The organism is Actibacterium mucosum KCTC 23349 (assembly GCF_000647975.1).
GTDB classification, from domain to species: domain Bacteria; phylum Pseudomonadota; class Alphaproteobacteria; order Rhodobacterales; family Rhodobacteraceae; genus Actibacterium; species Actibacterium mucosum.
In genome coordinates this window covers 202,964-217,236 of record NZ_JFKE01000001.1, presented here as the reverse complement: position 1 = coordinate 217,236, position 14,273 = coordinate 202,964, and the positions used below count along the sequence as shown (strand labels likewise).

General features: G+C 57.9%; 13 protein-coding genes. 4 read left to right on the top strand and 9 right to left on the bottom strand.

What is annotated here, in order from left to right; genetic code table 11:
• Positions 1–34 precede the first annotated feature (34 nt).
• From ACMU_RS01015 to ACMU_RS00995, 5 genes are all read right to left on the bottom strand, one after another.
• Positions 35–1,318 carry an ABC transporter substrate-binding protein gene (locus ACMU_RS01015; protein ID WP_035255325.1) on the bottom strand — a complete coding sequence of 428 codons (1,284 nt, stop codon included), beginning with the start codon at positions 1,316–1,318 and terminating at the stop codon, positions 35–37.
• A 4-nt stretch (positions 1,319–1,322) separates the two neighbouring features.
• Positions 1,323–2,414: an ABC transporter ATP-binding protein gene (locus ACMU_RS01010; protein WP_051587766.1), complete on the bottom strand. Its 1,092-nt coding sequence runs from the start codon at positions 2,412–2,414 to the stop codon at positions 1,323–1,325.
• The gene (locus ACMU_RS01005; protein ID WP_051587764.1) at positions 2,411–3,220 is read right to left on the bottom strand and encodes a DeoR/GlpR family DNA-binding transcription regulator; all 810 of its coding nucleotides are present in this window, start codon (positions 3,218–3,220) and stop codon (positions 2,411–2,413) included. Before ACMU_RS01005 ends, ACMU_RS01010 begins: the two co-directional genes overlap by 4 nt.
• Positions 3,221–3,537: 317 nt before the next feature.
• Positions 3,538–3,906, bottom strand: a complete 369-nt coding sequence (locus ACMU_RS01000; RefSeq protein ID WP_035255324.1) for a hypothetical protein — start codon at positions 3,904–3,906, stop codon at positions 3,538–3,540.
• A gap of 142 nt (positions 3,907–4,048) precedes the next feature.
• Positions 4,049–4,837: a ZIP family metal transporter gene (locus ACMU_RS00995; RefSeq protein WP_201769855.1), complete on the bottom strand. Its 789-nt coding sequence runs from the start codon at positions 4,835–4,837 to the stop codon at positions 4,049–4,051.
• A 227-nt stretch (positions 4,838–5,064) separates the two neighbouring features.
• Here ACMU_RS00995 and ACMU_RS00990 point away from each other — a divergent pair, with 227 nt between their 5' ends.
• The gene (locus ACMU_RS00990; RefSeq protein WP_035255323.1) at positions 5,065–5,976 is read left to right on the top strand and encodes a dihydrodipicolinate synthase family protein; all 912 of its coding nucleotides are present in this window, start codon (positions 5,065–5,067) and stop codon (positions 5,974–5,976) included.
• A gap of 115 nt (positions 5,977–6,091) precedes the next feature.
• On the opposite strand, the gene ACMU_RS18560 is transcribed toward ACMU_RS00990, so the two are convergent.
• The 3 genes from ACMU_RS18560 to ACMU_RS00975 all read right to left on the bottom strand — a co-directional run bounded on the left by ACMU_RS18560 (position 6,092) and on the right by ACMU_RS00975 (position 11,872).
• On the bottom strand, positions 6,092–7,717 hold the full coding sequence (locus tag ACMU_RS18560; RefSeq protein ID WP_051587762.1) for a glycosyltransferase family 2 protein: 1,626 nt from the start codon (positions 7,715–7,717) through the stop codon (positions 6,092–6,094).
• Between the two features lie 327 nt (positions 7,718–8,044).
• Entirely contained in the window at positions 8,045–10,837 is a 2,793-nt protein-coding gene (locus ACMU_RS00980) for a bifunctional aconitate hydratase 2/2-methylisocitrate dehydratase (protein ID WP_035255322.1), read from the bottom strand.
• Positions 10,838–11,002: 165 nt separating this feature from the next.
• Positions 11,003–11,872, bottom strand: a complete 870-nt coding sequence (locus tag ACMU_RS00975) for an amidohydrolase family protein (RefSeq protein WP_035256016.1) — start codon at positions 11,870–11,872, stop codon at positions 11,003–11,005.
• Between the two features lie 176 nt (positions 11,873–12,048).
• Here ACMU_RS00975 and ACMU_RS19665 point away from each other — a divergent pair, with 176 nt between their 5' ends.
• Genes ACMU_RS19665 through ACMU_RS19945 form a run of 3 tightly spaced genes read left to right on the top strand, consistent with a single transcriptional unit; the run spans position 12,049 to position 12,781 of the window.
• A complete protein-coding gene (locus tag ACMU_RS19665) occupies positions 12,049–12,492 on the top strand; it encodes a hypothetical protein (protein ID WP_236626159.1) in 444 nt (147 codons plus the stop codon).
• Complete coding sequence (locus ACMU_RS19950; RefSeq protein WP_407636985.1) at positions 12,423–12,662, top strand: LysR substrate-binding domain-containing protein; 240 nt, start codon at positions 12,423–12,425, stop codon at positions 12,660–12,662. The genes ACMU_RS19665 and ACMU_RS19950 overlap by 70 nt, the downstream gene beginning before the upstream one ends.
• Positions 12,575–12,781: a LysR substrate-binding domain-containing protein gene (locus ACMU_RS19945; protein ID WP_081805342.1), complete on the top strand. Its 207-nt coding sequence runs from the start codon at positions 12,575–12,577 to the stop codon at positions 12,779–12,781. Before ACMU_RS19950 ends, ACMU_RS19945 begins: the two co-directional genes overlap by 88 nt.
• Position 12,782: 1 nt before the next feature.
• On the opposite strand, the gene ACMU_RS00970 is transcribed toward ACMU_RS19945, so the two are convergent.
• The gene (locus ACMU_RS00970; protein ID WP_236626158.1) at positions 12,783–14,099 is read right to left on the bottom strand and encodes an enoyl ACP reductase FabMG family protein; all 1,317 of its coding nucleotides are present in this window, start codon (positions 14,097–14,099) and stop codon (positions 12,783–12,785) included.
• Positions 14,100–14,273 lie beyond the last annotated feature (174 nt).

Here is a 14,273-nt window from a genome sequence, read left to right as displayed (position 1 = left end):
CGATGATCCGGGCAGGGCCATGGTTGACCGGGGTTTACTGGTAAGGCTTCAGGATGCGCTCGGCCTTGGCCTGAGCCTCGTCCAGAGCTTCCTTGGCCGACATCTCACCGGCAATCGCAGCGGCCAGCGCGTCGTTGAACGCCTGGGTCACTTTGCCGTTTTCGAAGGTCGACAGTTCTGCAACGGCAAATTCCAGCTGATCGCGTGCCACCAGAGCGGGCGGGAAGTCGGCGGTATAGGCCTTCATCTTCTCGGTTTCCCAGGCTTCGGCGCGCGGCGCGATATAGCCGGTTGCGATCGACCAGGTTGCCGCTTGCTCTGGTGCGGTGATCCACTGAACGAAGTCTACGGCTGCGTCTTTCTGTTCGTCGGTGCTGTCCTTGAACAGGTAGAAGTTGCCGCCGCCGGTGGGGGCGCCACGGCGCTCTTTCGCGGGCAGCATAGCCACGCCAAAATCAAACGGCGCGTTGTTGCGCACGTTGGTCAGGTTGCCGGTGGTGGTCCACATCATCGCGGTTTCACCTTCAAAGAAGGCTTTCGGTGTCGGGCCCCATTCGATCGAACCGGGCTGCATGACGCCATGCTCTTTGGACAAAGCCACCAGGTATTCCAGCGCTTCGACAACTTTGGGGTCGTTGAAGTTTACCTTGTTGCCGTCCGAATTCGCCAGGATCGCGCCAGCCGGGGTCGAAAGACCCTGGAACAGCCAGTACGGGAAGCCCGCCGAAGGGATACGCACGCCCCACTGGGTGACGTTGCCGCTGTCATCCTTGAGGGTCAGGGCCTTGCCCATTTCAACCATTTCGTCCCAGTTGGCAGGGGCTGTTTCTGGGTCCAGACCAGCCGCTTTGAACGCTTCTTTGTTCCAGTACAAAACCGGCGTCGAGCGCTGGAACGGGATGCCGTAGGTGTTGCCACCTGTCTGGCTGTTTTCCATGAAGGAAGGGTAGAAACCACCGATCCAATCGGCTTTCTCTTCGTCCGACAGGTAGTCATCAAAAGGCACGATCACGTCTTCGTCGATCAGTGCGAACATCTGCGTGGACAGCAGCACAGACAGCTGCGGCGGGTTGCCACCGCGTGCCGCAGTCAGGGCTTTCTGACCAGCGTCGGAATACGAGCCAGCATAGATTGCGGTGATGTTCACATCCGGGTTGGCTTCGGAATATTCAGCGGTCAGCTGTTCAATGGTGTCGGCAGCAGCGCCACCCACAGCCACGGGGAAATAGAACTCCAGGTCGACGGCAAATGACATATGAGCAGTGGCCACGGTTGCGATGGCTGCGGCACTGGCAGTTTTCAGAAGATTGGCAAACATAAAGCTACCTTTCGGTTGACGAAGCGATTGGCCCTTTCGGGGCGGTGGTTTGCGACGAAAAAAAAGCCGCAAATTCAGGGGGAAACTCATCCAGACGGCGCCCGCTGGCGGTATCAAAGGCGTGCAGATCATCGGGCGCGACGCTGAGGGAGATCCGGGCACCGATCGCCAGTTCCGTGCGACCGGGAACACGGCAGGGCAGAACCTGATCGCCAATGCGGCAATCGATCATGGCATCCGCGCCGAGGTATTCTATGTGGCTGATCGTGGCGTTGATGGGGCCGGTGGGATCGATCATCAGCGCCTCTGGCCGAACGCCCAGCGTGATGTCATCGCGCGCCACACCCAAAACGCCTGCACGGCAGGTGCCCATAGGCGGGGTGCCGATGAACTTGGCCGTAAAAAGGGTTTCGGGACGGCTGTAGATCTCGCGCGGGGTGGCGATTTGTTCGATCCTGCCCTCGTTCATCAGAACGATCTGGTCTGCCATTGTCACAGCTTCGACTTGATCATGGGTGACATAAACCATCGTCACCCCAAGGCGTTTCTGCAGATCGCGGATTTCCTCGCGCATTTCGGTCCGCAGTTTCGCATCGAGGTTAGACAGGGGTTCATCCATCAGGAAGATCGACTTGTCCGCCACGATTGCACGCCCCAAAGCCACGCGTTGCTGTTGCCCACCCGAAAGCTGGCTGGGCTTGCGATCCAGCAGGTGGGACAGGCCAAGCATCTCTGCGGTCTGTTTCAACTTGGCATCACGTTCGGCCCGACCCATGCGCCGCACCCGCAGTCCAAAAACAATGTTTTCGGCAACGGACAGGTGCGGAAACAGGGCGTATGACTGAAACACCATCGCAATGTCGCGGCCCGATGCCGGGCGCGTGGTTACATCCGCGCCGCCGATTTCGACCGTGCCCGATGTGGCCTCTTCCAGCCCGGCAATGATCCGCAACGTGGTGGATTTCCCACAGCCCGACGGGCCGAGGATCGTGGTGAACTTGTTTGCCGGAATCTCAAGGTCGATCCCCCTGAGAGAAACAGCCTCGCCCCAGGCTTTGTGAACTGAGCGCAGATGGATGGATTTGCCCGTTGTCACGGCAACACCTCGTCGCAAATGATCAGGTTCACGCCAGCTTCCAACAGCATCTCGCAGATCGCTGCAGGGGGGCGGGTTTCGCACACGACATGGTCGACCTTTGTAACATGCCCGCTACAGGCATGGGCCCTGCGGCCAAATTTCGTGGAATCGAGGACCAGGATTGTTTTCGCCGCGTTTCGCGTGATGGCTTCGCGGGCATGCACATCTGCTTCGGACAGATCCAGCAACGCCCCGTCTGCAGACACCGCAGCAACGCCAAACAGGCCGATGTCAAAGCGGTACCCTTCGAAGAAACTGACCGCGGACGATCCAACAATATCGGCCTCTGATGAGCGTAGCCGGCCGCCGGCAATGGTCACCTGGGCAGTGCCGAACATGTGGGCCGTCAAAGCGGCATGAAGGTTGTTGGTAAAGATCTGCAGACCATGGTGTTGTTCAAGACAACCAACGGCCAATTCCGGTGTGGTTCCGATTGAAACCGCAAGCGTCACATCGTCGGGAATCAGCTTTGCCGCCGCTTGCCCCACCTTTTTCTTGGCAGCAAAGTTCAGAATGCGGCGCAGATCGTAATGTTGCGCGTTGGCACGCGCCAGTTCCACCCCACCATGCACCCGCCGAAGCAGGCCATTTTTGCACATAGCATTGATATCTTTACGAATAGTCTGGGCGGACACTTGAAATAGGTTGGCCAGGTCATCAACCTTCGCCTCGCCTTGATCGCGCACGATCTCGGCAATCTGAGCCTGACGCTCTGAACCTTGCGCCGGTGTTTTCAGTGGGGAAGATGAGGGTGCGTAACTCATATGAAACACATGATCCTTTCATATGAAAGGCGTGTGATGATCGCATGAAACCTTCGTTACTCACCTATTGAGATCGCTGAGGTGCGGGATGTCGGGGGCCATTACTAGAGCGCCACGTCAACAATGCGCCTTGGAACACCGTGGGGTCACACCGAAGCAACGACCGAGCAATATGCCGATCAGCGAAGACCCCGACGCGGTACGTGGATGGACCAGTCTGGAGCCCGGTTTGCGGTTTTCCTGAATGTTCAGGAAGCGCGTCGGGGTTTGTTGTCTAAGCAGAGCTTTCAACAATCACTTTCGGCTGCTCACCAAAGCTAGTTGTCCCGGATCATAAGATAGTAGCCTTCCCAGCCGACAGGCTCTGGGTTTGCTTTTCTAAATTCTTCGTACTCAAGCACTGAAAGCTCATGGAGCCGGGTTTCAAAGGCCTCAAGAAAATCTTCGCCGGCGCCCATTCCCCACGAGAAATCGGACATCGGTGCATCCGGGGCGTAAATCCACGGCGGAACCATTGGCCCTTCAAGAAGCTGTGCGCGCCTTTCCGCAACCCACTTCCGCGCCTCTCTCTTGGCACATTCAGGCAAGGGAAGTTCCCGGGTTTCAGGGTTTCTAATGTGGTCAATCAACCCCTGAAGGGGGTCGCGTTCTTTTTGCATGGGTGGGCAGTCGGCGAATACGGGCATGAGGTTTGATGCAAGCATCAAAACAAGGACACAACATAGGTTGCGTATCAGCGCCATTGTACGGCTACGCGGGTCATCGTCATCAGGTTCTTCCACATTTTCGACGGGCTGCACATGGTTTAACGTCTAGTGGGTAAGGCTGCTAAATTGTTCTCAGCAACAGCTCAAAAACCATCATCCCGGCGATTGCCATTGTGACCGCGCTTGCAATCATTGGGCTGGTGGCGTTTTCCAAGGCCTCTGGCACAAGCTCGGACAACGTCATCCAGATCATTGCGCCGGCGGCCAAGCCCAGCCCAACCGGCAGGAACGGGGTGAAGAACGTGACGAACATGAAGGCTGGCACCGCGAGAAGTGGCTGTGGCAGGCTAGAGAAGATGCTCCACCCGACGGCCTGCCAAACCTTGGCACCACGAGGCACAAGGACAAGCGCAATGGCAAGGCCCTCGGGGATGTTGTGCACCGCGATTGCGGCGGTAATGAACTGACCCAGGTTGTCTTCACCGGCATAGGCAACACCGACGCCGATCCCTTCGGCTGCGGAATGCAAGGTCATGATCCCAACGATCATCAGCATTTTGATGGCATCAGCACCCTGAATGGCACCGATGTGAAAATCCTCGTGCCGTTCCATGATACGGTGGCTGATCGCAATAAACACGAACCCACCAACCAGACCCAGAATGGTACGGATCGGGTCAAGTTGGTACCCTTCCTGCAACAGGCTGAAACTGGCTGCGATCATCAGACCGGCGGCGATTCCGTTGCAGATCGAAACGGCCTTTGGCGACATCGTGCGCCAGATGGCAAGGGGCAGGGGACCAAGCCCTGTGGCCAAGGCCGTGACAAGCGCGGCGAGGAAGACAAAGTATAGCGGGTCCAATTTGGGCTCCGGCGGCTGCGTTGTCATGACGGCAATGGGGTGCGTCATGACTAAATGGGGTTCACGCTCACCAACTTAGAACAATTCTAAGAAAGTGAAAGGGCTAAGCGTCGGCCCTTGCAAATTGTCACGGAACCGGTTGGTCAAAGTACCGACGTGGCTTGACATCGGTGGGCCCAGAGAACGAAGTTGCAATCGAAAATATTAATAATCTGCGTCGGCCTGTCGAAATTTCGCCGGACCGACGCGTTTTGACAGCATTCAGGAGCTGAACCATGACCCCCTATTCTGGAATCTGGCCTGTTGCGCCTACACCGTTTCACGACGACGGCACGCTTGATCTTGACGGTATGAAACGCGTGCTCGATTGCCTGATTGACCAGAGGGCGGACGGGATCTGCATTCTGGCCAATTTCTCGGAACAGTTCCTGATTTCGGATGCCGAGCGCGAGGTGCTGACGCGCCACAGCCTGGAACATGTCGCGGGTCGCGTGCCGGTGATTGTCACGATCAGCCATTTCGCAACGCAGATCGCCGTGGAGCGCGCGCAGTTCGCCAAAGATCTGGGCGCCGATATCGTGATGATGATGCCGCCTTATCACGGCGCGCTTCTGAAAGGGAACGCGCAGCAGACATTCGAGCAATTCGCGGCTGTCGGGCAGGTTGGCATTCCGATCATGGTGCAGGATGCGCCGCTCTCGGGCGTTGACCTGCCGGTGCCGCTGCTGGTGAAGATGGCGCAAGAGATCGAGATGGTGAAGCTGTTCAAGATTGAATGCCCGCGCGCGGCCAACAAACTGCGCGATCTGATTGCGGCAGGGGGCGACGCGATCGAGGCCCCGTTTGACGGGGAAGAGGCCATCACCCTGCTGGCGGATCTGGATGCGGGCGCAACCGGGTCGATGACCAGCGGCATGATCGTGGATCAGATCAAGCCGGTGATCACCCATTTCCACGCGGGCCGGATCGACGAAGCCACCGCCGCCTATGGCCGCGTGGCCATGGCGATCAACCACGAGAACCGCCAATGCGGCTGGCAATCCTGCAAGGCAGCGATGGTGGAGGGCGGAGTGATCAAATCCGAGTTCTGCCGCCACCCCATCGCCCCGCTGCACCCGGCGATACGGTCGCGCTTGATCGACCTCTTGAAACCTCTGGACCCTATGGTCCTGAAATGGGGGCGGTAACGGGACTGCCAGTCGATCGGTTACCACCCCATTAAAACTGTAAAGTACCTGACACGCCGGAGGAGGGAGTCACCGTCTGTCGTCGCTTGCAGGGCCCGCCAAAGAATGTTGGATTCTAGACGTAGCCTTTGCCCTCGGGCATCTCGGTCTCGTTGAACGGGAAACGCCGAATGCCGCCATTTTGACTGTACCAGTCGTGTTTTCTAGCGCCAATTCTACGCAAAACTTCGCCGGTTTCCTGATGATTGGATTTCCTGGTTCTCTCCAACAAAAGCAAGTTACGGCGGAACCAGGAAAGAGACGACACGGCCCTGAGCGCCAAAGTATCCTCCAGCACCGGGTACCACCCAAATTGTGCCCATTTATTCAGGACCTCTTCCATGGACAAACAATTGATGTGTTGGTTCCCGGGTTGCCCCGGTTCAGCCATGGAAAACAAAATTCGGTTTTTTGCGTGACGGGAAATGGATTCGAAAATGGTGCCGGTATTGGTGGGATCGACGTGCTCGACCACCTCTAAACAAACAACCAAGTCGAAATGCCGGTTCAGTTCAAGCGGCTGCTCCAGGTCACCTTGCACATAGTCCTTTGGATCAAGCATGGTTGCTTCTGGTCTGATGCCATCCACCCCGAGAATTGTGTCGACGCCAGAACGGGTAAGAAAGTCCAACAAAGCACCAGTTCCGCACCCGACATCCAGACAGGAATTGGGTTCGAATTTGTCCAAACCGAATTGGATTGGGGGGATGTCCAGAAAGAAATGATCCCAATGCCACTTGTCGTCAAAGGCATGTTCAATTTTGGCAGTGGAACGAGACTCGGAGTTGCTCTTTGCCGGAATGTAAGCAGCAGACGGCGGCGCGGGGCGTTCGGGTTTCAACAACGTCTCGATTGAGGCGGAAAGGCCGTCTGAGAACGATCGTTTTCTCACGATTTGGTGTTCAAATTCGACCGCGTTTTCCTTCCAAGCCTCTGGTGCTCTTGTTTGTGCATACAACATGGCTTCGTGAGCAAGCTCAGCCGAATCCAGAGTCTTGCGTCCTTCTTCGTACAGATCGTGAAGCCGTTTCCACTGAAACGCTGCATCGCCGGGTACTTCTGAACGTGCAAGATTTGCGCGCCATCCGTTTACGCCTTTTGCAAGCGTTTGGTTAGAGCTGCGGATCGGAAGATGAAGCAAGCTGAGCTTGTTCAGATCAATCGACCTGCGAAGCTTACCGTTTAGAAATCTGAACGCATGGTTCCCTTGATCGACGACACAATCGAGACACAGAGACCCGCCGGCGCGATAGATGCCTTTGACGTATTGCGGGCTTTCCACGCGTCTTTGCCAAGTCATTCGGTCCAGGCAGTCTGGGTTTTGTTGTTCAGAAATCGAAGGATCGGGGAGAAGGGTTTTCCACTTCATCTTGCCGAAGAAGCCTTTGGGAATGGTGCTGACAGCGGCGTCAAAGGATTGGCGATCTTCCGCTTCTATGAATTCGTCGGCATCTAGAAACGCAACGAAATCGGCGAAGCAGGCGGCCTGAACATAACGCATAGCTTCGGTCATGAAGCGGCCCTGATCGTACTCTGCATTTGGGATGTCAGAGACGCAAAGGGACCCAAATTCCCGAGCGCAATCAACCAGAATCTGCCTGGTCTTGTCCGTCGACCCATTGTCGAGAACAAACATCAAGTCAAAGAAACGGATATTGTGACGAATAAAGGGTTCGATGATGTCCTGTTCGTTGCGAACCATGGAAATGCAGACACTACCCAAACTGGGTTCCGAGGATCCTAGATTCTGACCGCGAAAAGCTTGGATGACTCTGCCAAGAGGCCCCCGGTTCTGCCGCATTGAAAAACCTCCAGAACAGTAGGGTACACAGGTCGCACCACTGGTTTCGAAACACTTCTCGCACAAAGGAGTAACGAACCTCAAGACCGGGAAACGGGTCAATTTGGTGCGACAATCGAGAAGAAAAGGGGTAAAGAGATCGGCCCATCGTCCGCTGCCGTTTGGGCGACTACCTTCTTATCTTTGGCAATGAAAAAGGCGCGGGGTTAACCCGCGCCCTTGTCTTGGTTAGAAGTGCACCGAACGGCTGTCCAGCGGGGTTTGCTTGGGCGGGGCGAACTTGGTCAGGTCGATGCCTTCGACGGCAGTTTTGTATTCCTCCAGCGTGGGCGTGCGGCCCAGAATGGCAGACAAGACCACAACCGGGGTTGAACCCAACAGCGATTCCCCTTTCTTGGTGGGGCTGTCAGCCACAACGCGGCCTTGAAACAGGCGGGTCGAGGTGGCCAGAACCGTGTCACCCTTGGCCGCCTTTTCCTGGTTGCCCATGCACAGGTTACAGCCTGGACGTTCAAGGTAGAGGATATTCTCGTACTCGGTCCGCGCCTGTGCTTTGGGGAACATGTCGTCGAACTCGAAACCCGAATAGCGCTGCAGGATTTCCCAGTCGCCTTCCTCTTTCAGCTCGTCGATGATGTTGTAGGTCGGCGCGGCCACCACCAACGGGGCGTTGAATTCGACCTTGCCGTTCGCGGCCTCGAGGTTGCGCAGCATCTGGGCCACGATCTTCATGTCGCCCTTGTGCACCATGCACGAGCCAACAAAGCCCAGATCGACCTTTTTGTCGGCGTTGTAGAACGAGATCGGGCGGATCGTGTCGTGGGTGTAACGCTTGGATACGTCGGCATTATGGACATCGGGGTCGGCGATCATGGGTTCGATGATCTCGTCCAGATCCACCACAACCTCGGCGAAGTACTTGGCGTTTTCATCGGGCACCAGTGCCGGTTTCTCGCCCGAGCGGATTTGCGCGATGCGTTCGTCGGCCTTGTCAATCAGCCCTTGCAGTGTGGCGGCCTCGTTGTCCATGCCCTTGTCGATCATGATCTGGATGCGGCCCTTGGCCAGTTCCAGCGACGCAATCAGCGTGTCGTCATTCGAGATACAGATCGACGCCTTCGCCTTCATCTCGGCCGTCCAGTCGGTGAAGGTAAAGGCCTGGTCCGCCATCAACGTGCCGATATGCACTTCGATGATGCGACCCTGAAAGACGTTGTCGCCGTGCTGCTCGAGCATCTGCGCCTGCGTTGCGTGCACCACATCGCGGAAGTCCATGTGATCGGCCATGTTGCCCTTGAAGGTCACCTTCACGGATTCCGGGATCGGCATCGATGCCTCGCCCGTGGCCAGCGCCAGCGCAACGGTGCCCGAGTCTGCACCAAAAGCCACGCCCTTGGACATCCGGGTGTGGCTGTCGCCGCCGATGATGATGTCCCAGTCGCTGACAGTGATGTCATTCAACACTTTGTGGATCACGTCCGTCATCGCATGGTATTCGCCCTGCGGGTCACGCGCAGTGATCAGGCCGAAATCATTCATGAACTTCATCAGTCGCGGGATGTTGGCCTGTGCCTTCTTGTCCCAGACAGACGCCGTGTGACAGCCCGACTGATACGCACCATCGACCGATGGCGAGATGACCGTGGCGGCCATTGCTTCCAGTTCCTGGCTGGTCATCAGGCCGGTGGTGTCCTGCGAACCAACGATGTTGACCTTCACGCGCACATCCGAACCCGCATGCAGAACCTTGCCCGGCGTTGCACCGCGTGCGTTGGTGTTAAAGATCTTTTCAACCGCGGTCAGACCCTGACCCTCGTGGCTGATTTCCTTGGACGGGGCGAAAACCAACGGAGCCTCGACACCCAGCGTTTCGGCGGCAAATGTCTGCAGTTTCTTACCGAAGACAATGGCGTAGGAACCGCCGGCCTTCATGAACTCCATCTTTTGCGGTGTGAACGATCCAGCCATGTCGACCAGCTCTTCCGAGCCATCTTCGTTATAAAGCTTTTTGGTCTTGGTGTTGATCGTCAGAACCGTGCCGGTTTCGACCGAGTATTTCTGTTCCAGGATCGGGTTGCCATCGTTGTTAAGGATCGGGTTGCCGTCCTCGTCGACCTTGCGGACCCAGTTTTTCAGGTCGACACCGATGCCGCCGGTCACGCCCACGGTGGTCAGGAAGATCGGCGAAATGCCGTTGGTGCCAGCCACAACAGGGGCATAGTTCACGAAAGGCACATAGGGGCTGGCTTGTTTGCCGGTCCACAGGGCCACGTTGTTAACGCCCGACATACGGCTGGAACCCACGCCCATCGTGCCCTTTTCCGCGATCAGCATCACGCGGGCATCGGGGTGCTTGATCTTGAGCGCTTCGATCTCTTGCTGCGCCTCGGGCGTGATCATGCATTTGCCGTGCAATTCGCGGTCCGAGCGCGAATGCGCCTCGGCGCCGGGGCTCAGCAAGTCGGTCGAGATATCGCCTTCGGCGGCGATATAGGTGACCACTTTCACCTCTTCGTCCAGCTCGGGCAGCTTGGTGAAGAACTCGGCCTGCGCATAGCTTTGCAGGATATCTTCGGCCACTTTGTTTCCGGCCTTATAAGCCTCTTCCAAACGGTCGGTATCTGCCTCGTAAAGGAATACCTGGGTCTTCAGCACCTCGGCAGCCTGACCTGCGATCGCCGCATCGGCCCCAAGGGTCAGGTCCAGCAGAACGCGCACCGAGGGGCCGCCCTTCATGTGGCTCAGAAGTTCGAAGGCAAATTCGGTCGAGATCTCTTCAACCGAGGCCTGGCCCAAGATGATCTCTTTCAGGAACTCGGCCTTCACGCCGGCAGCACTCGTCGTGCCGGGCAGGGTGTTGTAGATAAAGTGGTTCAGGCTGTCGGCGCGATGCGCGTTCGCGGGGTCCTTGATCTGGGCGATAATCTCTTGCGCCAGATCTGCACCATCAATTGGCTTGGGGCTCAGGCCCTGCTCTTTGCGGGTTTCAATTTCCTGCAGGTAGTCTTGATAAAGGCTCATGACGGGATCCACTTTTTGGCGGTTTGGCGAATGAATTTAGGGCGCGCGGCGCGGCCGGAATCGCGTTTGTATACGCCAGTATACCAAACGCAACAGAGTTGCAAGTTCACCCGACGCGGCAATTCGCTTCGCCGTTATCCTAACATGAAACGCGAGGTGACGCCGTCAGAACCCGTATAGCCGCGCCGGGTTGTCGACCAAAATGCGGTTGCGCGTCGCAGTGTCAGGCACCCAATCGGCCAGCATGTCCAGCAACGCGCCGTCATTGGGCATATCAACGGGAATGAACGGATGCGGCCAGTCGCTGCCCCAAAGGCATTGATCGGGATTGGCCGCGACCAATGCCTGCGCAAAAGGGGCAAGATCGGTGTAAGGCGGATGCGACTGCGCCGTCATGCGATAGGGGGCTGACAGCTTGGCCCATGCATGCCCATCTTTCATCAACCGCAAAACGGATTGAAAGCCCGGCGCCTCCACTCCTTGCGCGATGGGCACGTGACCCATGTGATCAAACACCACCGGAACGGGCAGGTCCCGCACGAACCCTTCCAGCGCGGCGAATTTCGACACATCGATCAGCATCTGCAGGTGCCAACCGAAATCGGCCAGCATGTCGGCACAGCGGGTGATTGTATCACGCTCGCGCTCTTCCGAGTGCAATGCGTTGATACGGGCGCCGCGGGCACCCCGGGCGTGCAAGTCGGTAATCTGGTCCGGCACGGCATCGTCTGGCAGAACCACAACGGCACGCAGGGTTCCGTTGCTGGCGTCGACGGCTTGCATCGTGGCGCGGTTGTCAGCGCCATAGACGCTGGGCTGCACAATCACGCCACGGCTCAGACCCAGCGTGGACAGCATGTGCCGGTAATCATCCACCGAAGCGGGGCTGGGCGTATAGGCCCGTTCCGGGACGAGGTTCGAAGCGTCATTGAATACATGCGCATGGCTGTCGCACGCGCCCGCGGGCAGTGTGAAACCGGCCGGTCGCGGGGCCTTGTCGGGCCCGACGCAGGTCACAGGTTCGGTCGATGTCATGATAGTTTCCCCCCCGCCATTTGGTGTGGGCGTCAGCGGGGGGTCAACCCGAAACTGTTCCAACGGGTGGCCCTCGTCCCAGAACAATTCGGCATTAAATCGCCCCAAATTGTCTATTGGACTGATCTAATGACCCAAAGTAGCGCGATTTCGAACCATGTATTAGGTAGGAAAACTTGCTTAATCGTCTGATAAAACTGGCCGCTGTGGCGGCTCTGGACCTGACGCCATTTACAGCGGCGGCTGAATGGAAGCCGGACCGCCCGATCAATATCATCGTGGGGTTCTCTGCTGGTGGTGGCACTGACGCAACCGCACGTCTGATCGCCTGGGCGGCGCAGGAACATTTCCCGGTGCCGCTGGTTTTTGTGAACCGCCCCGGCGCCTCGGGTACACTGGCCGCGGAACTGGTGGCCGGGTCCAGTCCCTGCTGGACAGCGCCCGCCGCATTCTGTCTGAAATCGACGATGTCACGCAGGAGGTCCGCCAAGTGGCGGCAGGTCATGCCGGGCAGCTCACCTTTGGCTTCATTCACTCGTCGACGCTCAGCGTGTCACCAGCCCTCTTTCGTGCCTTCCGCCACGCGTTTCCACGGATCGAGCTTCGCTTGCACGAGATGACGATCGCCGAGCAGCTTGTGGCGTTGGAAAACGGCCAGATTGATCTGGGCATCCTGCGCGCCCGCCGACTGCCAGCGCCAAGATCGCGTCCACCCTGTTGCAAAGCGAAGACTTCGTGGTTGCGGTGCCGCGCGACCACCCCTTGGCCGCACGTTCCAGCGTCGCATTGACCGAGTTGCGCGACGAAGACTTCGTGTTCACGTGGTCGCCGCGTGGTGCACAAATGACAGCACCCCACCCCTTGCCTCGTTCCGCGAGATGGCGCTTGGCTGGGTTGAAAACGGGGTAATCTAACCCTGCGCCGCGATCAGCTGTTTCGCGACCATGTCGTGATCCAGCCACAGGACCGGCCCGTTCGGTGCGCCTGCCTCGTCAAAGATCAGTTGCCCGGTTGCCGATACCACATGCTGGCTGAGCACGTCGCTGACCAATTCCTTGCGGTTCTTGTGCAACCCGACAATGGCTTGCGAGGTCCCCACCGTTTTGTCCACCTGTTCAGCGCTGTTTGCCATGGGCCACGGCGCGAAGTCCGCAAAGGCACGCAGGATCGGATCAACATGATAGTCGTTCACTTGCTCCAGCACCGATTGAAGCGACACATCATCGTTCAGCAGCGCCTGGCATTCTTCCCACAGCGCATCGACCCATTCCCCGCCGCCTTCCTTGCGCAGGGCAGTCAGCAGGGGCAGCAGCGACAGCTCGATCCCGGCAAATACGTCAGAAGAGTTCGTGCGGATTTCGGGGCAATTAAATACGGTGGCCTTTATCCCGTCGGCCCATGCGTCCTGCGCGATGCCCTCCAACCGCTTCTTGGCATAGCCCTGCGTGTAGTTGGTGTAAGTCTGCCACTGGTACTGGTCATCGATCAGGATGCGCGTGCCATGATAGCCATAGGCGGTATAGCGGACCTGACCACCAGTGGCCTCGATCCGTTCCCGCAGCGCTTTGGTGCCGGTCAGCAGATGACCAAAGGTGTTGGCAGAGACTTCGTCGAAATTCTGCAGGATCAGCTTTCCCAGGTCGCTGTCGATCAGGGCCTGGCTGGGTTCGTACCGGGCGCCGCGGCCTTTGTAGATGCGGTTGGCGATGGCCATGAACACCTTGGCGCGCGGAATGCCACCGGCCATGGTGTGCGCAAAAAAGACATTTGCACCGTCGGGGATCAGTTCGTCCATCCCGGCCACTGCCTGTGCCAGAGCATCAGTAAAGCGGGCGGTCCCCAGGGCGCGACACTGATCGATCAGGTCCCAATCCAGTCTGTGTTCCTGCCAGCTGTCGATGCTCATCTCGCCCACCAGATCGGTTGGCGTCTTGGCCCCTTCGGGTGCATCCATGTCAAAACCGGCCATCAAAGGCACGTTGATGATCTTGCCGCCAAGGTTCTCTTCGGCTGCGGCCAGTTCTTCGTCCGTCAGGCCGCGCAGCGCACCATTGTCGTCACGCCGGCCCACGGTCACACCGATCACGGTCATGCCGGCCGCCTTGGCGGCGTCGATCAGGCCGGTGGCATAGCCACGGCTGAACAGCTCGCCGAACAAGACAAAGACATCGCCTTTGCCAAAGCTGCTGGGCGCGGGAATAGTGGTCAGTGGGGTAGGAGCGTTCACGTCGTGTCTCATTCTTTGCAAAACTGCGGTCAGCCGCTGGGGCCAGATTGCCGGCACCTTAGCGCTTTGGTTCAGGAAATTCCAAACCTGATCTGAAGGTTGCAAAATTGCACCTGTTTCAACGGGAAACCTGCAACAGGTCTTGGTCGTCAACACGCTGGCCACGAAATTTTT

Excerpts from the sequence above, each read along its gene's own strand:
- ACMU_RS00995 (WP_201769855.1), bottom strand. The coding sequence starts at position 4,837 with ATGACGCACCCCATTGCCGTCATGACAACGCAGCCGCCGGAGCCCAAA.
- ACMU_RS01015 (WP_035255325.1), bottom strand. The coding sequence starts at position 1,318 with ATGTTTGCCAATCTTCTGAAAACTGCCAGTGCCGCAGCCATCGCAACC.
- ACMU_RS01005 (WP_051587764.1), bottom strand. The coding sequence starts at position 3,220 with ATGAGTTACGCACCCTCATCTTCCCCACTGAAAACACCGGCGCAAGGT.
- ACMU_RS00980 (WP_035255322.1), bottom strand. The coding sequence starts at position 10,837 with ATGAGCCTTTATCAAGACTACCTGCAGGAAATTGAAACCCGCAAAGAG.
- ACMU_RS00975 (WP_035256016.1), bottom strand. The coding sequence starts at position 11,872 with ATGACATCGACCGAACCTGTGACCTGCGTCGGGCCCGACAAGGCCCCG.
- ACMU_RS01000 (WP_035255324.1), bottom strand. The coding sequence starts at position 3,906 with ATGCCCGTATTCGCCGACTGCCCACCCATGCAAAAAGAACGCGACCCC.
- ACMU_RS00990 (WP_035255323.1), top strand. The coding sequence starts at position 5,065 with ATGACCCCCTATTCTGGAATCTGGCCTGTTGCGCCTACACCGTTTCAC.
- ACMU_RS18560 (WP_051587762.1), bottom strand. The coding sequence starts at position 7,717 with ATGGTTCGCAACGAACAGGACATCATCGAACCCTTTATTCGTCACAAT.